Annotated in this window: 19 protein-coding genes; 4 read left to right on the forward strand and 15 right to left on the reverse strand. The window is 35.6% G+C overall.

What is annotated here, in order from left to right; genetic code table 11:
• Positions 1-662: 662 nt before the first annotated feature.
• Positions 663-1,697 (reverse strand): DUF4030 domain-containing protein, encoded by a 1,035-nt coding sequence (locus ACEPXG_RS09815; RefSeq protein WP_391201525.1) that lies wholly within the window; start codon positions 1,695-1,697, stop codon positions 663-665.
• Complete coding sequence (locus tag ACEPXG_RS09820; RefSeq protein ID WP_391201528.1) at positions 1,694-2,248, reverse strand: RNA polymerase sigma factor; 555 nt, start codon at positions 2,246-2,248, stop codon at positions 1,694-1,696. Before ACEPXG_RS09820 ends, ACEPXG_RS09815 begins: the two co-directional genes overlap by 4 nt.
• Positions 2,249-2,735: 487 nt before the next feature.
• Between ACEPXG_RS09820 and ACEPXG_RS09825 the strand changes: the two genes are divergently transcribed.
• Together ACEPXG_RS09825 and ACEPXG_RS09830 are read left to right on the forward strand one after the other, a co-directional pair.
• Positions 2,736-3,236, forward strand: a complete 501-nt coding sequence (locus ACEPXG_RS09825) for a tyrosine-type recombinase/integrase (protein WP_391201532.1) — start codon at positions 2,736-2,738, stop codon at positions 3,234-3,236.
• Positions 3,237-3,312: 76 nt separating this feature from the next.
• A complete protein-coding gene (locus tag ACEPXG_RS09830; protein WP_391201535.1) occupies positions 3,313-3,438 on the forward strand; it encodes a hypothetical protein in 126 nt (41 codons plus the stop codon).
• Positions 3,439-3,693: 255 nt separating this feature from the next.
• Here the strand turns inward: ACEPXG_RS09830 and ACEPXG_RS09835 are convergent, their stop codons facing one another.
• Complete coding sequence (locus tag ACEPXG_RS09835) at positions 3,694-5,181, reverse strand: multicopper oxidase family protein (protein WP_391201538.1); 1,488 nt, start codon at positions 5,179-5,181, stop codon at positions 3,694-3,696.
• A 258-nt stretch (positions 5,182-5,439) separates the two neighbouring features.
• Between ACEPXG_RS09835 and spoIIP the strand changes: the two genes are divergently transcribed.
• Positions 5,440-6,282, forward strand: coding sequence for a stage II sporulation protein P (gene spoIIP / locus ACEPXG_RS09840; RefSeq protein WP_391201541.1), 843 nt, complete (start codon positions 5,440-5,442; stop codon positions 6,280-6,282).
• Positions 6,283-6,575: 293 nt separating this feature from the next.
• Here spoIIP and ACEPXG_RS09845 read toward each other — a convergent pair whose 3' ends face one another.
• The 12 genes from ACEPXG_RS09845 to ACEPXG_RS09900 all read right to left on the reverse strand — a co-directional run bounded on the left by ACEPXG_RS09845 (position 6,576) and on the right by ACEPXG_RS09900 (position 17,210).
• Entirely contained in the window at positions 6,576-8,993 is a 2,418-nt protein-coding gene (locus ACEPXG_RS09845; RefSeq protein WP_391201544.1) for a heavy metal translocating P-type ATPase, read from the reverse strand.
• An 84-nt stretch (positions 8,994-9,077) separates the two neighbouring features.
• Entirely contained in the window at positions 9,078-9,284 is a 207-nt protein-coding gene (gene copZ, locus ACEPXG_RS09850) for a copper chaperone CopZ (protein WP_391201547.1), read from the reverse strand.
• A 26-nt stretch (positions 9,285-9,310) separates the two neighbouring features.
• Entirely contained in the window at positions 9,311-9,625 is a 315-nt protein-coding gene (locus tag ACEPXG_RS09855; RefSeq protein WP_391209867.1) for a metal-sensing transcriptional repressor, read from the reverse strand.
• A gap of 128 nt (positions 9,626-9,753) precedes the next feature.
• A complete protein-coding gene (locus ACEPXG_RS09860) occupies positions 9,754-10,155 on the reverse strand; it encodes a plastocyanin/azurin family copper-binding protein (RefSeq protein ID WP_391201549.1) in 402 nt (133 codons plus the stop codon).
• An 82-nt stretch (positions 10,156-10,237) separates the two neighbouring features.
• Positions 10,238-10,684: a hypothetical protein gene (locus ACEPXG_RS09865; protein WP_391201552.1), complete on the reverse strand. Its 447-nt coding sequence runs from the start codon at positions 10,682-10,684 to the stop codon at positions 10,238-10,240.
• Positions 10,685-10,823: 139 nt separating this feature from the next.
• Positions 10,824-11,549 carry a sulfite exporter TauE/SafE family protein gene (locus ACEPXG_RS09870; protein ID WP_391201555.1) on the reverse strand — a complete coding sequence of 242 codons (726 nt, stop codon included), beginning with the start codon at positions 11,547-11,549 and terminating at the stop codon, positions 10,824-10,826.
• Between the two features lie 22 nt (positions 11,550-11,571).
• On the reverse strand, positions 11,572-12,498 hold the full coding sequence (locus ACEPXG_RS09875) for a F510_1955 family glycosylhydrolase (RefSeq protein ID WP_391201558.1): 927 nt from the start codon (positions 12,496-12,498) through the stop codon (positions 11,572-11,574).
• A gap of 12 nt (positions 12,499-12,510) precedes the next feature.
• On the reverse strand, positions 12,511-13,188 hold the full coding sequence (locus tag ACEPXG_RS09880) for a response regulator transcription factor (protein ID WP_391201561.1): 678 nt from the start codon (positions 13,186-13,188) through the stop codon (positions 12,511-12,513).
• 93 nt (positions 13,189-13,281) lie between these two features.
• Entirely contained in the window at positions 13,282-14,643 is a 1,362-nt protein-coding gene (locus tag ACEPXG_RS09885; RefSeq protein WP_391201564.1) for a sensor histidine kinase, read from the reverse strand.
• 321 nt (positions 14,644-14,964) lie between these two features.
• On the reverse strand, positions 14,965-15,132 hold the full coding sequence (locus ACEPXG_RS09890) for a hypothetical protein (RefSeq protein WP_391201568.1): 168 nt from the start codon (positions 15,130-15,132) through the stop codon (positions 14,965-14,967).
• Positions 15,133-15,136: 4 nt separating this feature from the next.
• Positions 15,137-16,507 (reverse strand): sensor histidine kinase, encoded by a 1,371-nt coding sequence (locus tag ACEPXG_RS09895; RefSeq protein WP_391201571.1) that lies wholly within the window; start codon positions 16,505-16,507, stop codon positions 15,137-15,139.
• 4 nt (positions 16,508-16,511) lie between these two features.
• A complete protein-coding gene (locus tag ACEPXG_RS09900; protein WP_391209869.1) occupies positions 16,512-17,210 on the reverse strand; it encodes a response regulator transcription factor in 699 nt (232 codons plus the stop codon).
• Positions 17,211-17,460: 250 nt separating this feature from the next.
• On the opposite strand from ACEPXG_RS09900, the gene ACEPXG_RS09905 reads away from it, so the two are divergent.
• Positions 17,461-20,556 (forward strand): efflux RND transporter permease subunit, encoded by a 3,096-nt coding sequence (locus ACEPXG_RS09905; protein WP_391201573.1) that lies wholly within the window; start codon positions 17,461-17,463, stop codon positions 20,554-20,556.
• Positions 20,557-20,612 lie beyond the last annotated feature (56 nt).

A 20,612-nucleotide genomic window follows, 5' to 3' on the forward strand; every position in this document is an offset into this window, starting at 1 on the left:
CACTTGGTAGCAGCCTTTCCTCCATCGGCATTACCCAACTTCATTGGTACTACGCTGCTATCCGACTCCCTACAACGGCATTTGGCTTCCTTGCTTATTATCGCTTGTACACCATACTCTTCTATAAGAAGAAAAGACCGGTAGGGCCTCCCGAGTTGCCGTATCATATCAATGTCTGACGTGCCAAGGTCTCTGACTCCAGAGAGGTTTTATCCTTCTTGCCTTTAACGATGGATAAAATGTAGCTTTCTGCTGTGCTTAAGGCATCAGCCCTCTCGAATTACTAACATTATGGAGCTCAATCCCTTCAACCTATTGGCTTTCGGCCCGCCATCTAACTGTCTACGCTTAAAGGCTAATGTTACCAGTAGCCCTCCAAGACTCGCTACGAGTGAATGGCTAGTTCTTTCTCGACGGGAATCCCACCCGCTATATGATACGACCTAGGCTCGGCCGCACAAGCACACCGTTAGTTGAAGTAAGAATTTTTAATATTAATACTGTTATATCTTGAGTTACTTAGAGTCACAGCCAGTTATAGCTATTAATAAGAGAATAGCATGAGAATAAAAACAAACTTTTTCAATATGTCTTTCCTTGCTAGCATTTCTTTTCTACAAGTATGATACACCTCAATGGTGTAATAATAATTTGCTTGGTCTTTAAAACGGTAATTCATTGCCGTTCTTGTCTTGGACAATTAGCTCATATTTCTGATTCTCAATCTTTGTTTTTATTTCTTCACTATCTAGGAACTCAGTAATTTCTTTTCGGATCTTGTTTACCGTCTCTTTAGTCTCTGGATCCGATGATTTCATGTTCGTTATGATGGTAATAGACACTTTTTCAAGCTTATAGGAATATCTAATGTCAGCTACCTGATACTCTTTTTTTAGGAAAAACTCTTCTTCAATTGAACTCATGGCGGGGATCCACTTACTCTTACGTCCATCTTCCGAAACGTCCCGAGTTATAATCTGTACCTGTTTCGGTGAATCATTTGCATTTAAAAGTTCAATCGCGGCCTTGTAGATTTCTACTTTCTTAGCTTCATCGGCTATTGGGATGTACACTTCGACTACAGGTCTACGTGCGTCAACATTCATAATCGGATAGCCTGCTCCCTGCAAGTCCTTCATCAACTTTTCGCCTAGTTCCTCCCTTTGTTTTCCTATCTCCTTTAGCACGGGAGATACCTCTTTCGTGTCAGAAACCATTAACTCGAAGTTGTCATACCCTCTTTTTTCCAAAATTTTCGTCAAAATAGTTAAAATTTTGTCCTCTTCTTGCTTGACGTATTCTTCCGTTCCCTTCAGCCGTATGTCAAAGCGTGCCTTCTGTCCCCACATGCCCATGCCAATTCCTGCTGTTTTATACCCTTCTTTCTCCAACTCCTCCGCAATTACTTCATGTATCGGTTTATGGAATACTTGTCCTAGATACGGGATTTTTGATACTACTTCTGCCATAGTTGGATTCAGAAATGCAGAACCCGTTAGGACGACAAAACTGATAACCGCTGCAACTACAAATTGGGATTTCCACCAACCTCTTTTTCTTCCTGTCGATTTTTCAAAATCTGGTCTTTTTTCCGACTCTTCCTTAATGTTTTTAGCAAATTCGTACATGGAAGATGGTGCCTGGATTTTTTCCATCTCTTCTTTGATTTCTTTCTTCAACGATTCATCGATTTTCATTGTGAATTCACTCCTATAAACTGATTTTCGATCAACCTTTTTTTCAGAGCATTCCTTGCTCTGCGAAGATGGGATTTGACCGTCGAATTTTTCAGTCCCAGCAAATCTGATATTTCTTGAATTACTTGCTCTTGGTAATAGTAGAGGATGAGGACGTTCTGGTAGTCACTGTTATCGAGGGATGATATGCCCTTTTTAATCTCGTTTTGGGTTTCCTCTTTTAGCACATTTTCCATCGTGCCGTGTTTGTCTGTCACCACATCGATTTCAAGCGGTGATTCCTTCAGGCGGGTCTTCTTTCTCCATGCATCAATTGAGCGGTGGGTGACCAATTTATAGAACCAGGTGTTGAAATAAGTTATATCCTTTCCACTCATAATGTTTCGATATACTTCAATTAATGCATTTTGGACAACCTCTTCTGCCAGTTCCTTCGACCTGAGGATACTGAAACTGGTCCTGTACCCCTTTTCAATCAAGGGGTTGACTAGTTGAGCAAATGCTTCGTCCTCGCCGTTCCGGATCCGTGTCATCAGTGTTTCCTGATCCATGAGGAAAACCCCCTTTTTTGTTTCTACCTTTTAGGCGACGGTGACGCTACTTAGGATGCACAATTTGAAAAAATATAATGGAAAAGGAGTTGAATAGACCTCCAACTTTAGTAAAATTTAATTAAAGGCAGTTTTTTTATTATACCTGTTTCCCCAAAAATTCAGATTCATTATTCATGAAGACTATTGTTGAAATAAATAAGTAAAAAAATAACCCCGTTCAATGAACTCGGCTATCTCTTGTATTTATTTTAAAGCTCATCGAACTAAACTCCCCTGTTAGTAAAAACGCTCCTTATGTCTATTATTCTATTAAGTTGGCAATAATCCTTATAATCTTACTATTTTAGGGGGAATGGAATTGTTACTGTCAAAAGCATGATCCTCGTTTGAAGCTGATAAACGAATAGAGGGTTTTTCTTCGCAAACGTTGATGGCCTACCAGTTACAGTCTTTGCTACTAATTGGTTATTTTAAGGATGTAGAGATGGAATTGCTGGATACAAATCAACTAAAGGAATATCTTGCTATATCCGGAAAGCATTTAAAACCAGCCAGTCTTGCACATCGTATCCGTTTTATGAAATCATTTTTTCGTTGGTCTCATGAAGAAGGATACCTGAGTAAGAATCCAACTTCCAAAATTAAAGAACCCAAAGTAGGTAAGCGGATACCCAAGTATTTAACCGAAAGGGAGATAGAACACCTTCGTGAATCCTTTCATTCCCCAATGGAAAAAGCGATTTTCGAATTCATGTTTTCTAGCGGTTGTCGAATTGGAGAAATAGTTGCGTTAGAAAAGAACCCTATTAATTGGTCCAATCAATCCGCGATCGTTAGAGGAAAAGGCGATAAGGAAAGGGAAGTTTATTTTAATTCACGTTGCGACATAAGGCTTAAACGCTATATGAAAAGCCGTAATGACAATGATCCCGCCATCTTTGTAACAGCAAGACAGCCGCATAAAATGAGCGTTGCTCAAATGTGATACATCATCAAGTGAATCTCCAAGCGTGCTGAAATCAATAAAAAGATAACTTAGACACAGCTACGCAACTCATTTGTTGAATAATGGAGCTCCTATTGAAGTGACACAAAGTCTTATGGGACATGAGAAATTGAAACTACAAGGATTTACGCTCATTTTAAGTGGAAGGTTAAGGAAAGAGTATTATCAGAAGTACTTTTAAATGGAAAGGGAAAAACGTCTTAATAGATGTTGTTCTACTTGACTAAAGCACCCGTTCGTATTATAAGGTCAGCCAGATATTATGAACTGCACCCCAATTGTTAGACACCATCTAACAATTGGGGTGCAGTTCAAAAAAATTATTCTTATGTTCAAAAGTTTGAGTACCATAACCAATAAATATATCTATTTAATTATTTATCATCTCTCTCAACAAATTAATCACCTTTCTTGGATTCAAGTTATAACACATATCTTACTCTACCTTTACTTGTCCCATCATTCCGTTTTCTTCATGTTCAAGGACGTGACAATGGAACATATAGATGCCTTTGTTATTAAATTTAACAGCTAATTTTATTTTTTCTCCAGGTTGTACAGCAACAGTATCTTTCCATCCTTGTTCATTTTTTGGAGGTTCTACCCCATCGATTGAAATAATTTTATACTGTGTCCCATGAATATGAAACGGATGAATCATTCCACCCATCATATCTGGTTTATTGTAAATTTCCCATATTTCTGTGACACCATGTTTTTGAGTGAGATCAATTCTATCCATATCGAATTTTTTACCATTGATCGTCACTCCATTCCCCATTCCTGCAAGTTCAAGTTTTTTAGATACAGGCAAATTTCTTTCTTCTTCACTTACAGTAAAGTCATTCAAGTTTTCTGATATATCGCTTGAATCGCTGAGTCGGTCGTTGATATTAAATAGCAATAGAATTGTTTCATCCTCATTAATTAATGCTACTTCACTTGTAAAATCATATCTTGAAAAATCAACGATGATTTCTGCACGCTCACCGGGAGTTAACATGATTTCATTTAATGTTATAGGGTTATTCAAAAAACCACCATCCGTAGCTATTTGTACGAACGAGTCCCCTGTATTCAATTTGAAAGTGTAGTTGCGTGCGTTGGAACCATTTAAAATACGTAGTCGTACCTTTTCCTTATTCACGGTAAGTTTCGGATTTAGTGTTCCATTTATTAATAATGTATCTCCAATTGTTCCGTCTTCGTTTTTTGCTTCTTGGTAGTTTAATTGTTTCATATCATCAAATTTTTTATCTTGAATAATCAATGGTATATCATTTATACCATAATCACTTGGTAAGCCTAGGTTTTTAGAGTTTTCATCCTCAATATAGATTAATCCTGCTAGCCCTTTATAAACTTGTTCAGATGTTTTCCCTTCAGGATGAGGATGAAACCATAATGTTGATGCTTCTTGGTTAACTTTAAACTCTACAATTTTTGAATCACCAGGCTTTAAAGTTTGATGAGGTCCCCCATCTCCTTCTCCAGGTAATTCTAATCCATGCCAATGAAATGTTGTTTCTTCCGACAGCTCATTAGTAGTTCTAATCTTTACTGTTTCTCCTTGGTTCACTCGAATTACCGGGCCTAAAAATGAACCATTGTAACCAAACGTCTCTGTTTGGTACCCATCAAAAACTTCAGTATTTCCTTTCTGTGCTGTTAAATAGTAAACAAGTCCTTCGTCATTCTCATGTTCTAGTACTGGTGGAATCTTTAGATCGTTTTCTCCAGTGGAATCGTTTAATGCTAAAGGATTATTATGACTCATATGACCTATTTCCATATCATCTTCCATTCCATCATGTGTCACATTTGAGTGATCCATATTTCCACCTGTATCAGCGTTTTTCGCACTACAGCCTCCGATAATGACCATACTTATCAATAAAGAAATTGTCCATATTTTCAATTTCATTGTTTCTTCTCCTTAAAATTTATTTATTACAAATGTAGTGTAACAATTAAATATGAAAAATTTATGGATCTAATATGCTTATACAAAATTGGAGGGACATATACAGAAAAACCTAGTCGTAGTATTACTAACACTTCAACTATTTTTCATTGCGCTCCTTTTAATTTTTCGACTATTAATTTTAAGTATTTTCCCTTCTTAAAGCAGTTCAGTTCTATTCCCTACCCACCCAACGTATTATTAATTGAGGTGTTTTAAATGCAAAAACAAGTACGAATTATTGTCGGATTAATTTTACTATTATTTATATCACCAATGATTGTAGAGACTTTTAGTAAACCTCAAAAAGTAGGGATCCCCGAGAAAGCTGAAGAAAAACAAGCCGTCGCATATGCTGCGACTGAAAATCAAAACATTGATAGTATAGAACAAATTGAGCCGAAGAAAGCTTTGTTGCTCTTTACACACTCACACGAAGCATTTGTGCCAATTGTAAAAAATGAGGTTGGTCAAACAGCGGTATACCATTCAACCTCCAACATCACTGCATTTGAAGATATAATTAGAAATCAATTTAGCTTTAACTCTATTGAAACTGAATTTCTAGCTGTCGACACAATGGATGAAATGAAGAGAACAAATCGTAAATTTTCTGAAGCTTATGATGTCGTACGTCCTTTTCTTGCAGCTCAAATTAAAGAAAATAAGTATGATTTAATCATTGATTTACACAGGGACTCTGCAACCAGAGAGAAATCAACGCTTACTTACAATAATGAGACTTTTGGTAAAATCTATTTTGTAGTAGGGGAAGATCATCCAAATTATGTATTGAATAAATCCTATGCCCAGCACATTTCCTCCCATTTGAACGAATTGATTCCTGGAATATCACGTGGAGTGATTGGGAAAAAAGGGGACAATGTGGATGGTATCTATAACCAAGATCTTGCTAAAAATATGGTTTTAATTGAACTTGGGGGAATTGATAATACACAAGAAGAAATTAATCGTACGATTTCTGTTCTTGCAAAAGCAATTTCAATCGTTTTACAAGATCAAACTTCCCAAAACATTGTTGCATCAGATAATGGAGCTTAAGTAAACTTGGCTTTTGTCAATTAGGAATCTAGATACAAGATTACAAAAATGCACCTTGAGATTTTTTCTTCAAGGTGCATTTTCTATTAAACATTAGATTTTCTAAATAAAAGAGTTTTAATAGAACATGAAAACATCAATGGAGGTCAGATTATTGTGTCATATTTCATTTTTTTATATAAGATACCACATCACATTATTGCATAGTATACGGCATAATTTTATATGTTAAATAGATACACATACTTCAGATAAATAAAAAGTATCCACCGAAATTTGCCCTCTTTCAGAATTTACTTCCCTATTTTTGCTCTTTGTAGACGTAATGCATTTAATACAACCGACACAGAGCTAAATGCCATAGCTGCTCCCGCTACCCATGGTGCAAGTAAACCTATTGCAGCAATTGGAATCCCTAAAGTGTTATAAGCAAAGGCCCAGAATAGATTTTGCTTAATATTTCTCATTGTTTTATGACTCATAATAATTGCATCCGCAATACTATTCAAATCACCTCGAATTAACGTAATATCTGCAGCTTCCATCGCAACGTCTGTTCCAGTTCCAATCGCCATTCCGATATCCGCAACTGCCAGTGCAGGAGCATCATTAATTCCGTCACCAACCATTGCCACCTTCTTACCAGCTGCCTGAAGTTTTTTCACTTCCTCCGCTTTTCCTTCTGGAAGTACTTCTGCAATCACACTGTCAATTCCAACCTCTTTGCCAATTGCTGTAGCCGTACGTCGGTTATCACCTGTTATCATAATGACTTCAATATTCATCTCTTGTAAACGTTTAATCGCTTTTTTAGAAGTTTCTTTAATTGTGTCTGCTACTGCTATTAACCCAGCATAATGGCCTTCAATACTAGCCAACATGGCCGTTTTCCCATTAGCTTCTAATTCTTCCATCACAGTTAGTACATTGGAAATATCAACATTATACTGGTTCATAAGCTTTCGAGTTCCTACCAATATTTCTTTTTGATCAACGATTGTTTTAACCCCATAACCTGGTATTGCTTCAAATTCTTGAATGGTATTGAGTTGTATACCTCGTTCTTGAATACCTTGAACAATTGCTTCTGCAAGTGGATGCTCCGATTGTTTTTCAGCGGCACCTATTAAAGATAAAAATTCCGCTTCATCTACTCCATCTTCTACAATAACGTCTGTCAATTCTGGCTTACCGTTTGTCACAGTTCCTGTTTTATCTACAATGACTGTATCAATATGGTGGGTAGTTTCAAGATGTTCGCCGCCTTTAAACAAAATTCCAAACTCCGCTGCACGTCCAGACCCAGCCATAATTGATGTAGGAGTCGCAAGTCCAAGTGCACAAGGACAAGCAATAACAAGGACAGCAATCAAGGCTTCTAGTGCTGAGGTAATCTCCCCTGGATTGACCCAAATGATCCACACTAAAAAGGTGATAACAGCTATACCAATTACAATCGGTACAAACACACCAGAGATTTTGTCCGCAAGTCTTTGAATAGGTGCTTTAGAGCCCTGGGCTTCTTCTACCACTTTAATAATTTGGGCTAGAGCAGTGTCTCTTCCAATTTTCGTTGCTTTCATTTTAAGAAAACCATTTTTATTAATAGTTGAACCAAACAAAGAATCGCCAATTGTTTTATCTACTGGGATACTCTCACCCGTCAGCATTGACTCGTCAACAGCAGTATTTCCTTCCATCACGTCTCCATCAACTGGAATCTTTTCACCAGGCTTCACTAAGATAATATCTCCCGTCACGACTTCTTCGAGAGGTATTTCTATTTCCGTTTCATTTCGAATAACTAATGCTGTTTTTGCCTGTAGTCCCATAAGCTTCTTAATGGCTTCAGATGAGCGCCCTTTCGCTTTCGCTTCAAAAAGTTTTCCTAATATAATGAGGCTAATCAGAACGGAGCTCGTTTCAAAGTACAGTTGGGCTGTATGATGCTCACCAATAGTTATAATGGCTTGATACACACTATAAAAATAGGCAACGGATGTTCCCATTACTACGAGCACATCCATATTGGCACTTTTATTTCGCAACGCTTTATACGCACTTACATAAAACTGTTTCCCAATAATAAATTGGACAGGTGTTGCCAGTGTCAGTTGTACCCATGGATTCATTAGAAATTCCGGCATATAAATAAACGAAGTAAACGAAAAATGTCCGACCATGGACCACAACAAAGGGAGCGACAAAATAGCCGAGATAAAAAATTTTCTTTTTTGTTTCTGTATTGCCTGCTCACGGTAATCTACCGCGTCCTTCTCGTTCTCCTTATTATGTGCCCGGTAGCCTAACTTCTCTACCCGTCCTATAATATCTGCAACGGAAATTTGAGAAGGGTTATATTCCACTGTTGCATTTTCAAGTGCCAAGTTGACATTCGCTAAGGATACTCCTACCAACTTGTTGAGGCCTTTTTCTATTCTCGTTGCACAGGCAGCACACGTCATTCCAGTAATGGTAAACTCTTTTTTCACCTTAACAACGCCGTATCCAAGATCTTGAATTTTCTTTTCAAAGTCTTTATCACTCAGCTTTTCAGGATTGTATTTAATTAAAGATTTTTCAAGAGCCAAGTTGACGTTGGCTTCTTCCACACCATCCATTTGATTTAATCCTTTTTCAATTCTTGTTGCACAAGCGGCGCAAGTCATTCCAGTGATTTGTAGACTTGTTTCTTTTATTTCGCTACTCATTTCATTTTCACCTCTCCTTTATATACTACCCGGGGGTATAATTCGAATAAAGAAAGAGAGTGCTTAAATAGCACTCTTGCTTATTTAATCAACATCATAACCCTGGTCATCGATGGTTTCTTTAATTGTTGCAACTGTTACTTTATCCGCATCAAAGGATACGTCTACTTTTCCCGACTGTAAATGCACTTTCACTTGTTCGACTCCATCTAATTTTCCTACACTACCTTCAACTGAACTTACACAATGACCACATGACATTCCACTTACACTCAATGTTACGTTTTCCATATTATTAACTTCTCCTTTTTCTTCTCTTATTTTCTCATTAATTTTTGAATGGTAACTAATAATTCATCCAGAACCTCATCGTCACCTTCTGCTAATCTGCCCACTACACAACCTTTTAAATGTCCTTGTAAAAGGACTTTCGCCACACTGTTCAAAGCTGACTGGGTAGCCGAAAGCTGCGTGATAATATCGTCACAATAGACGTCTTTATCTACCATCCCTTTTATACCTCGAATCTGCCCTTCAATTCGGTTTAATCGATTCGTTAAATCTTTTTTTACATGTTCAGGATGATGACTTTTTCTACAAGACATGTCAGATGTGATTGTGCCTTCTTCCATTACATTGTCCAACTATGCAACCTCCTATTCTTGATTTCATCATACCGTACCCTACCAGGGTATATAAAGGAATATGTTTTTTTATTTATGTAAATATACAACATGCTTATTTTTCTCCCTAAAATTCGCTAATTCACAATAACTTGACCAACCATTCCAGATTCCTTATGTCCAGGAATTGTGCAATTAAATTCATAAACTCCTGAATCGATAGGGGTAAACGTTAATTTCTCCGTACTGTTAGGTTTGGCATGAAGATGTATCAAGTTTTCTTCTGTCCCATGATTATGCTTAGATTTGTTTTCACTATTAAGAGTTGGGATTTTCATTTCAATATCATGCTCGATCATATCCTGATTTTCAAGAGCTAAAGTGATTAATTGATTTTTCTCTAAAACAATTTCTGTTAGTGAGTACTTCATATTTTCAGCTTGGACTGTAATAACTTGTGATACATTTTCTAGCTTATTCTTCACGTTATTAGAATAATTGTTATTGTCTTGTGAAGGTGTCTTAGATATGGAATGCATTTGTTTTTCGGCAAAAGAAACACCTCCTACAAAATAAAAAGTAATACTAGTTGCTAATATTACCGGCTTTAATAACCAAATTTTATTTTTTATTTTTTGATTTTTGATTTTTCTGATGTGGTAACAAGAAAAATAAAAAGATAGTAGTAATGGATATTATTAAGAATATTCTTATTAAACTTATTGATTGTTCCTGATTTATCATTTCTCCTAACATCGCTCCCATCATACCGCCCATCAAACCAGCCATTAAACCTTCTAAAACAGCTAATATGCCAAAATAGCCCCCACACAATGAACCTGCTAACATTCCAATAGACATCGACAGAATTGTGGAGAGAAATAGGTTTCCTTGAAATGTAACGCCTAAGAGAACTCCTGCAGTCAACCCAATATTCATACCAAAAAACATGGAGGTGATCATTCCTTGCATGGGATTGAATATTTTTTTCGATTTTCTAGCTAAAATTACGATTATCAAAGTTAACACGGTAATCGATGCTAAAATAAACAATTGATAGTACCCCATCTATCCACCCTTTTTTGTGAATTTGCAAAGCTTTTTCTATTCTCTAGATTATACTTTATACCCCTTTATGGTATGCAAGGATTCTAAAATAAATTAGAAAATGGAGTTTTAGTAAAAATAAATTCAAAATTTATATCCCCTAATAAGTAATTGTGTCAAAAATCCCTATAAGTATAAGAATAACTCCCGCTGAGCGTTGAACAATTCTCCCCACTTTCATACTTCTTTTTATAATTAATCGCTTTACATCCAAAAACCATAGGAATATAAATAGAAGAATCAGTGGTATGGATGTTGCAATACCAAAAACTGCAGGTAATATAAAACCATAAGAAGTTGTTACCACAGTTGGCATAAGCCATACAAAAAAGAGAACAAACATGGTTGGACAGAAGGCGAGGGAAAAACTTGCCCCCAGCATAAAAGATCCGAACTTTCCTTCTTTTAATACCAATGGGATACGCATTGTTAGACGGTTAAGAAATCCAAGTTTGAGAACTCCTATAAGCACAAGTCCCGTAATAATCATTAGAGGGCCAACTAATTGACGAAATATGGGAAAATACTCTGTCATCTTTGTTTCGAATGATTGACCAAATATCCAGGCCAAAAATCCAATTAAACTAAACACAACAACCTTCCCTGCAATAAATGCAACTATCTCTCCCCAGTTACTCTTCATTTGAATAGTACGATTTCCGTAAAAAGTAATTGCACTCATATTTCCTGTAAGCTGACATGGTGCAACAGCCCCAATTAAACCTAGAAGAAGTGCAACTACAATTGGATTATGTTCAAAGGTGTGCAAGAAAACAGTAACTGGTTCACTTATTGTTTGACTTATCTTTGACATCAAACTGTACATCTATGAAACACCTTCCATTTTCTTATTTTGCTAACTCTCCATTTGAAGCAAGTTTATCCCAAGAAAGTCCTTCATCTTTCGTTATATAAATATTATTGTTATTTGTAACGATAACAATTTCTTTTTGACTTTCAGGGTTTACTGCGATAAAGGTGATTGGATCCATCTTCAGATCTATTGGAAGTTGGATGTTTATTTCTTCATTACTGTCATACAAGAATGACTTAAGGTATACCGTATTTTCATTAAAATTTGTATAATAACCTGCTGTTTCATTCAATGTTACATACGTAATCATTTTCGTATCATTCATTGATTGAAAACTTTGTCCATAATCATCCGAAACAAATATTCCATCCTTACTACCGATTGCAATTAATTCTTTACGCGTTGGATGTGCAGACAAGTTAGAAATATTATTTGAATTAAATCCATTCATAGCAGCCTCTGTCCATGAAGCTCCTTCATCAGTAGAATAATGTAACCCCCTCTTCATCCCTTCAATAGGATTTTCAGTTAATACGTAAATCGTATTTGAATCATAACCTGCTGCAAGGTAATGAAAATCAAGCTCTCCATAAAACGCTAATTGCTCGAAACTTGCGCCTTTATCTATACTTTTAATAAGGCCGAGAGGATTTTTATATTTAGAGCCTTGTTCTGGATGACCACTTGAAAAAAATCCTTCTCTTACTGTCTGGAAGCCCATGTAGTCATGTTTTTGGCTATTTGCTTCTTTCCAGCCATCTTTCCCATATCGATATAGTCCAAAATGTGTAGCAATGACAAAATCGCTTCCTCCATTTATATATCCTAAACCATGAATATGATCTACTTTATTATTTTTTACTTTCCCATATGAAAACACTTCATTTTCTTTTGAGTTACAAGAAGTTAGGATAGAAATGAATAGCAACAAACCGATAATAACTTTATATTTTCTCATCATAATATTTCTCCTTTAGCTCCATTTATATCCGATTCCCCAAACGGTCTTGATAAATTCATCAATAGGAAAATCAGCATTTTTTAGTTTTTCTCTTAAATTGCGAATATGTGAGTCCACCGTCCGTATATCTGTATATGTATCATATTCCCAAGCAGCATCCATTAGTTGTTCCCTTGTAAACGTCTTTTTAGGTCTAGAAATTAACGCTTCTACTATAAGAAACTCTTTTAAAGTAAGTTGGACGATTAAATCCTTATAACGTAAGGAAAATGTTTCTCTATCTAACTCAAACTCCTCGTAAATAATCTGTTCTTGTTGCGATTCCTCGTTAGAGATACGACGCAAAACCGCATTTACTCTTGCAACCAGTTCCCTTTCATCAAAAGGCTTCGTAATATAATCATCAGCACCTGTGTTTAATCCTTTAACTAGATCCAACTTATCGGATCTCGCTGTTAGCATAATAACGGGTAAATTTGAAAATTCACGTATTCTCTTACAAACTTCCCACCCGTCTATTTCAGGCATCATGACATCTAATAGTACAAGACTAATTTTCTCATTTTTAAGGATTTCAACCGCTTTCTTCCCACTCGACTCTTTGATACATTTAAATCCAAGTGGCAATAGAAATAATTCAATTAGATCCAGCATCCTTTGTTCATCATCAACTAATAAGATCGACCGCATGAATCCCCAAGGCCTCCTAATTAATTACGCCTAGGCGTAATTACGTTCAAATTTCGTGTCATTCTTCCACGATTATTCCCCTTACAAATTCTGTTAAATCGTTACCGTAAATGTACTTCCTTTTCCCAAAGTACTTCTAACTTCAATGTTACCGCCATGTGCTTCAACTAACTCTTTAACAACGGAAAGTCCAATTCCCGAACCTCCAAAAGAACGTGAACGTGATTTTTCAACACGGTATAGTTTCTCAAATATAAAATCAATTTCATCAGATGGAATCCCTATTCCATTATCCATTACCGAAAAGATTGTTTTATTATCTTTTTTTTGAACTTCCAATGTAACGATTGTATTTTCTTTAGAATATTTCATCGCATTGTCCAGTAAATTCAGCACAATTTGCTCCATTCGTAATGAATCAGCATGAACTTGAAAATTACTATCACACACAAAATGGAGCTTTTGTTTTTTTAGTTCAAAAGAAGGGTCAACCAGTTTTATAATATTTTCAAAAAACGGTCGTGCCTCAAAATAACCTTTTGTCACAGTGAAAGTATTTTCATCCATTTTCGCTAAATCCAATAAATTTTTAATAAGTTCCTTCATTCGATCTGACTCTTCGGCAATAATTGCTAGATAGTGCTCTCGTTCCTTTTCCCCCACTTCTTTTCTCATAGCTATTTTCGAATATCCAATTAAATAAGTTAAAGGCGTGCTTAATTCATGTGCAATTGAAGCAAGAAATTCATTCCTCTCTGTCTTTAACCTTTCCAAATCATTGGCAAGCTTTTGAATAGAACCTGATAGGTCCCCAAGTTCATCTTTACCTATGTATGGAAGAATTACATCAAATTCTCCTTTGCTTAATTTCTCAGTTGCTTCCTTCATTCGAATTAAAGGCCTTGTAAGAATTTTAGATAGTGAAGAGTAAATAATCAAAAGTAGTACAACGCTTGTTCCTCCTGCCATTCCGAAATGAACGTTCAACTTTTCAACCAATTGTTTTATTGAATGTGTACTTTGAAACATGACAATATAACCCGATTGTTTTGTATCCACTTCGTATGGATGTGCACTAATAATATAAGGTGACTCTTTCCAGTCTGAAACCAATATCTCATCGTTCTTTAGATTAATATCTTTTAATAAAGGGAGTAATTCTTCTAATGAAGCAATGTTCTCTTCAGAACTTCGAATAATTTTTCCATTATTATCGGTTATAATGACTTCCCTGTCTTCATTTTTCTCCATCAATACGATATGTTTCATCGTTGTATCTGAATAGTTTTCTACCAGTACATCCCTGTGATTTGAACCGCTTGCCAATAATCGGGAAAACTCTTCTTGAATTCTTGTATTAATGATATTTCGATGAAGATAAAAAATAAGAAATGATTCCATTATTAATACAGCAATAAAAAAGTATGCTGTTACCTTAGTGGATATCCTGTTCAACCAAACACTCGCCCCTCTCCTTAAAAAATAGTATAGAGAAAAAATGTGAAGAAAATATGCAGAAAAGTAACGTAGGAAAATTAAATGATTTCTAATTATTATTATGACACATATTCACGCACAATTTCTTTTTGTCTCTTCATTCTTTGAAACAACATAGATAATAATTTTGGAATATGTCTCAAGGAATAGTGGATAACAAGTAAAATGAAACAAAAAAACGTATTCAAGAAGAAAATCTCTTAAATACGATTAAATAAAATCGTTCTATGTTGTTGATCTTCAAGCTAAAGATCTCTCATTTCATACACGTTGACTGATCTATTTCGAATCCATGGAATTTAACAGTCGCAAAATTCCGAGTAAAATAATACAAAAACCTAACCAATCACCACCAAAAACATCTCCTGCAGACGCATCACTTGGAAGTTGGTTCCTCATAAACAATTTACCTATTGCAATGAGCCTCCATAAATTATTATCAAACATCCATTTATTTCTTCCCTGTTTTTGGGAACGACAACACTACTTCGGTTCCTTGTCCTTCGATACTTTTAACTTCAACTTTACCGTTATGTTGTTCCATAATATTCTTCGCAATTGATAAACCAAGTCCTGTGCTTCCTGTTTCACGATTTCTTGCCTTATCCACTCTATAAAAACGTTCAAATATATTCTCAAGGTCATTTTCAGCTATACCTATTCCGTAATCGACCACTCGTATGATTATATCTTGTTCATTTTGATCTAAATAAACATTGATATTATCCGTACTATATTTTAATGCATTATCCAGTAGTATGATAATTACCTGTTTTACCTTTAATTCATCCGCAGTAATAGAAATTGGCGCATCATTAAAATGGATAAAAATATCTCTATTATAAATTTCTTTAAATAGTTTAAATGTTTCTTGAGACAATGAGATTAAATTAATTGGTTTTGTATCTAAGGGTTCATCTAATTCCGAGTTGGCTAAATCTAAAAATCTCTCTGTCATTTTCTGTATTCTAGTTGTCTCGGAATGGATTGATTCAATAGCTTCAAGGGCAAACTGTTCATTTTTAACCCCTCGTCTAAGTAAGTGATCTGAATAACTTTTAATAATAGTGAGAGGTGTTTTTAATTCATGTGAAGCATCTGAAATAAATTGCCTTTGTTTATCTAAATTCGAATATAGCCTATCAATCATACGATTAAAGGTCACAGCCATCTTTTGAAGTTCATCCTTTGTTTCTTTCTGAATTACTATTTTTTTAGGAATTCCACTTTGTTCAATATCTTCCATTGTGTCAATCATATAAGAAATTGGTTTCATAATGATATTTGATAACCATCTTCCACCGAACAACGCTAATGCTCCCCCTAAAATGGTGCAAGACGCAAGAATCCATAAAAGTACGTCCTTCCCCAATTCTAGCCCCATTAACCTTTCCCCAAGTTCTAAAGTACCCAAAACCTGTCCGTTAGACTCAATGGGCATTTTTACAATTAATATTTGTTCTTCTCCCTGTGTCTGTCTAATAGTATGCCTTTCGATAGATTGCTTTGGTGAAAATTCACTGTTCATTTTTTGAGCCATCTGATTATCAGTTGAAACTTCACTTGCAACTTGTGAATCGGGTTGAATAATCCGGATATACGAATGAGAGGTTAGATATGGTGTTAATTTAGTTTGTATATTCTCATTAGAATCACTCATTTTAATATCTTTTATAATACTATGTGCTTTTTCAAGTATCCCTTCTTTTTCCACATTCACGGTAATATTCATAAAGGAAAAAAAAACAACGGTGTTTACTGCAAGCAAAATGCAAAGGATCCAAGCAGTAGTAATAAAGTTTATTTTAGTAGTTATTTTCATTTGTTTAAATCTCCCTTATTGTATACCCAACTCCCCTTACAGTATGGATGATTGCTTGGGTAGTAGAAAATCCCTCTTCAATTTTCTTTCTTAAATGTCGAATATACACGTCAATGATATTGGTTTCGCCTTCAAATTCATAACCCCATACGTTTATCAATATATTTTCTCTCGTTACGATTTTATTTTTATTGTTCAGTAAATACACAAGCAAATCAAATTCCTTAGGGGTTAAGAATATGCTGGAATCAGCTCTTGTCACTTCTCTAGTTTCAAGACTAACAGTTAAATCTCCGACGGCTAATAGGGAATCAAAGTCGTTAATGGCATCGGCTTTAGAATTCTGTCGAATGCAGGAACGAACTCTAGCCAGTAGTTCCAACATTTCGAAAGGCTTCGATATATAGTCATTAGCCCCTTGATCTAAACCTGTTACCTTATCCATGGTCATATTGCGAGCAGTTAGCAGAATGACCGGTATCCTACTATTCTCTTTTCGTATTCTTCGCAAAATCTCCAGGCCATTTATCACAGGTAACATAACGTCTAATAAAATTAAATCAAATTTCCCCAGTAATGCTACTTCCAAGCCCGATTTCCCATCGATAGCAACTACCACTTCATATCCTTCATACTCAAGTTCAATTTTTAAGATCTTAGCAATATGAATTTCATCCTCCACTACCAAAATACGCTGTTTAATTGGAACCACTCCTTTTAGTAACTTGTTAACCATTGTAATTTAATATTTCTTATTCGTTAGTTACTTTTCAAAGATTTCAAGTTACTTACTTCCTCTTACATACAATTTAGCACTATGTCTGCTCACTATTCCAATTTTAATGGAATTTTAATCTTTCAATCAGTTTAAATTCAGATTGTTTTTGTATAGTGAAATTATCGGTCCAGGCTTCATCAGTTGGCTTATTAATTATTGAAAATTAGGAGGAAGAATGATGAAAAAAATGGTTGAAGGAACGATGCAACGAGCCATCTTAATGATTGTCTCTGTAGTCATTATAGTGATTTGGGGAGGTGTTTCAGCTTATCAAATGCAACGTGATTACTTACCCGGAATTAATAACACAACCCTTTCTGTATCGATGAGGGTACCTTCTTATCAAGCAGAACAGGTGAAGAATGAAATTACAGATAAACTGGAGAGTGCTGTTCGTACAGCAGATGGTCTAGTAAATGTTGAATCAACATCTTATGACGGCGGTTTATTAATGAGTCTATATTTTCCGATGGACTACGATATGAAACTTGCGGAAGATCAAGTAAATAAGGCTTTAGCAAATGCGGATATTCCACCCCCCATTACATCAAGCCCAATCGTATCAAGACTCACAACAAGTTCATTTCCCATACTGTCATACAGTTTAACAAGTGAAAAACTCGATGAGCAAACACTTCGCTCAACTGCACAACAAGAAATAGTACAACAACTTAAGTCGGTTCCAGGAGTTTCCGATGTAACTGTGTTTGGTGGTGCTAAAGATGGATACGTATTAACAGTCCGAATGAAAGATTTAGTGAAAAACGGTCTGACTCTAGATGATATAAGTAAATCATTCGCAAATTCTGTTCCCTCACTGCCAATAGGAAATATTGTTCATAACCAATTATCCATCCCATTAACCGTTGATGGATTATCATTAAATGAAGACCAAATGAACAAAATTACAATTAAAAACTCAGCAGGAGAAGCCGTTTCTTTAACTGCTTTCGGAACAATCTCTCATTCCTTAAATGATGTTAAAACTGTTTCACGTACCGACGGAAAGCCAAGTGTTCAATTAAATGTTATTAAGACTCCTTCAGCAAATATTACAGATGTAGCACAGCAAGTAAAGGAACGTGTTAGCCATCTTCAATTAGCCTCAGTCAATCCAGGGGATGTTTCGTTCAATATCTTGTTAGACAGAGAGAAAGAATTAAATCACTCTTTACAAAGTTTAATTAGAGAAGGATTGCTAGGCTGTCTTTTCTCCATGATATGTGTATTTTTCTTCTTCCGAAATGTTCGCTCTAACTTACTAATTGCTATTTCTTTACCTATCTCATTATTAGGAACAACAGCCATCCTAAAATCTATGGGCATTACGTTGAACATCTTGACTGTTTCTGGATTGATCGTTGCAATGGGACGTATCGTTGATGACTCTATTGTTATCTTAGATAATATGTACAGAAAGCGTGAAGAAGGAAGTCAGAAAGCACTGCTTCCACTATTATCATCTTCGGTAATGGAAATGTTGCCAGCAATTCTGTCTTCCACATTAACCACAATAGCAGTTTTTATTCCAATTGCATTTGTAGGAGGAATTATTAGTGCTTCTTATAGTGGTTTTGCTTGGTCTGTGGTAATCGCTTTGATAATTTCATTCTTGGTTGCCATGTTAGTTATACCAGCTTTAGCTTTCATCGGATGGAAGGGCACTGCTTCACAGAAAAAAACGGTCTCTATGGAATCCAAAATGAAGCCGTTATTAACATCAGCTTTCAAGCATAAAAAATTAATGATATTTGTTTCTATGACTATTTTTGTTTTGTCCGCTACTTATGCAGCATTTCTTCCGGTGAGCTTTTTACCGAGTGCTAAAGTTGGTCAAATCGCCATAAAAGCTGAACTACCTAAAGGCAGTACAATCGTAGAGGTAGATAAAGAGGTTCAAAAAATTGAACTTGCATTAAAAGAAAATCCAAAGGTTCAATCATATTCTGCAAGCTTTGGTTCAACAATGACACCTCAAAGTGACGATGTTTTTGATCAGGGGGGTGGGTTTTTGCAAAGTCCAACGGTTGCAAATTTAGCAGTTGTTTTAAACGACAATAAGGATGCAGATTCTATGATTATATCTTTACAATATGATTTGCCCCAATTGTCTGATAAGGTTGTTTATACTGTAACAAGTCAAAATATTTCTGGTGATGATTCTCAAATGAGAATACTTTTAAGTGGGTCCGATTTGGGAACACTTGATCAGACAGCTCAAAAAGTTAGAGAAAAATTAGCAACTATTTCAGGTTTAAGTGTCGATGGGAAGATTGATTTAACCAATGGATTACCAAAATATAAAATAACCCTTGATCACGTTGCCATTCAAAATAATGGAGTTACAGTTTCAGACATTTTAAAGGTCATTAATAGGTATATGGCGCATACAAAAGATGTAACAGTGTCTGTAAATCACATTTCATTACCTGTAGATGTATTTGCAGATCAAATTGCGTCAGGTGAGAATGCTCCCGTTCAAATAAATGCAACTCCAGAAGAAGTTTTGGCATCTCTATCAGCTGAAACTTTTAACTCTACTAACGGAGGTAGAGTTAAACTTGAGCAATTAGCAAAAATCAGTAAAGACTCTTCACCATCAACAATTAGCGTTAGGGATGGCCAGCCATTTTCAGTAGTAACAGCTCAAATCACTTCTAATGACATTAATAAAGTTTCTAGAGAAGTAGATAAAGTGCTAAGTGATATGGAACTTCCAAATGGAGTTACTTATTCAATGGGAGGAATATCTCAGCAAGTCAAAGATATGATTTTCGATATGTCAGTGGCTGTTGGTTTTTCAATTCTATTAGTATTATTAATTACTTCTGTTATGTTTAAAGGATGGAAATCTCCACTTGCTGTATTACTGAGTATCCCACTAGCTCTTAGTGGAGTAGTCATTGCATTGGCTCTATTTGGTGGCGAGTGGAACTTAGCAGCACTTATTGGTGTGTTAATGCTAGTTGGAATTGTTGTAACAAATGGAATTGTTTTGATTGACAAGATGGAAAGAAATAGAACAAATAGAATGGATTTAAAAGATGCAGTTATAAATGCTAGCTTATCTAGAATTCGACCTATTCTAATGACCGCTGCAGCAACCATACTCACTCTATTACCTCTTGCACTTTCACATAGTGGTGATACGGTCATTTCTCAGACGCTTGGAATCGTAGTTATTGGTGGTATGATAACTTCGACAATTAATAGCTTTATTATTATCCCAATTATTTATCATTGGTTGCATAGGAACGACCTTCACAGTTAATTTGATTTAACAGGCAATGTAAATGATTTCATACTTAATTCATTAAGGTTTGTCTT

This window comes from Psychrobacillus sp. L4, from assembly GCF_042944905.1.
Classification (GTDB): domain Bacteria; phylum Bacillota; class Bacilli; order Bacillales_A; family Planococcaceae; genus Psychrobacillus.

Coding starts and splice junctions, on each gene's coding strand:
- ACEPXG_RS09875 (WP_391201558.1), bottom strand. CDS start 12,498: ATGATGAGAAAATATAAAGTTATTATCGGTTTGTTGCTATTCATTTCT.
- ACEPXG_RS09870 (WP_391201555.1), bottom strand. CDS start 11,549: ATGTACAGTTTGATGTCAAAGATAAGTCAAACAATAAGTGAACCAGTT.
- ACEPXG_RS09820 (WP_391201528.1), bottom strand. CDS start 2,248: ATGGATCAGGAAACACTGATGACACGGATCCGGAACGGCGAGGACGAA.
- ACEPXG_RS09890 (WP_391201568.1), bottom strand. CDS start 15,132: ATGTTTGATAATAATTTATGGAGGCTCATTGCAATAGGTAAATTGTTT.
- ACEPXG_RS09860 (WP_391201549.1), bottom strand. CDS start 10,155: ATGCATTCCATATCTAAGACACCTTCACAAGACAATAACAATTATTCT.
- spoIIP (WP_391201541.1), top strand. CDS start 5,440: ATGCAAAAACAAGTACGAATTATTGTCGGATTAATTTTACTATTATTT.
- ACEPXG_RS09905 (WP_391201573.1), top strand. CDS start 17,461: ATGATGAAAAAAATGGTTGAAGGAACGATGCAACGAGCCATCTTAATG.
- ACEPXG_RS09815 (WP_391201525.1), bottom strand. CDS start 1,697: ATGAAAATCGATGAATCGTTGAAGAAAGAAATCAAAGAAGAGATGGAA.
- ACEPXG_RS09825 (WP_391201532.1), top strand. CDS start 2,736: ATGGAATTGCTGGATACAAATCAACTAAAGGAATATCTTGCTATATCC.
- ACEPXG_RS09845 (WP_391201544.1), bottom strand. CDS start 8,993: ATGAGTAGCGAAATAAAAGAAACAAGTCTACAAATCACTGGAATGACT.
- ACEPXG_RS09880 (WP_391201561.1), bottom strand. CDS start 13,188: ATGCGGTCGATCTTATTAGTTGATGATGAACAAAGGATGCTGGATCTA.
- ACEPXG_RS09895 (WP_391201571.1), bottom strand. CDS start 16,507: ATGAAAATAACTACTAAAATAAACTTTATTACTACTGCTTGGATCCTT.
- ACEPXG_RS09835 (WP_391201538.1), bottom strand. CDS start 5,181: ATGAAATTGAAAATATGGACAATTTCTTTATTGATAAGTATGGTCATT.
- ACEPXG_RS09855 (WP_391209867.1), bottom strand. CDS start 9,625: ATGGAAGAAGGCACAATCACATCTGACATGTCTTGTAGAAAAAGTCAT.
- copZ (WP_391201547.1), bottom strand. CDS start 9,284: ATGGAAAACGTAACATTGAGTGTAAGTGGAATGTCATGTGGTCATTGT.
- ACEPXG_RS09865 (WP_391201552.1), bottom strand. CDS start 10,684: ATGGGGTACTATCAATTGTTTATTTTAGCATCGATTACCGTGTTAACT.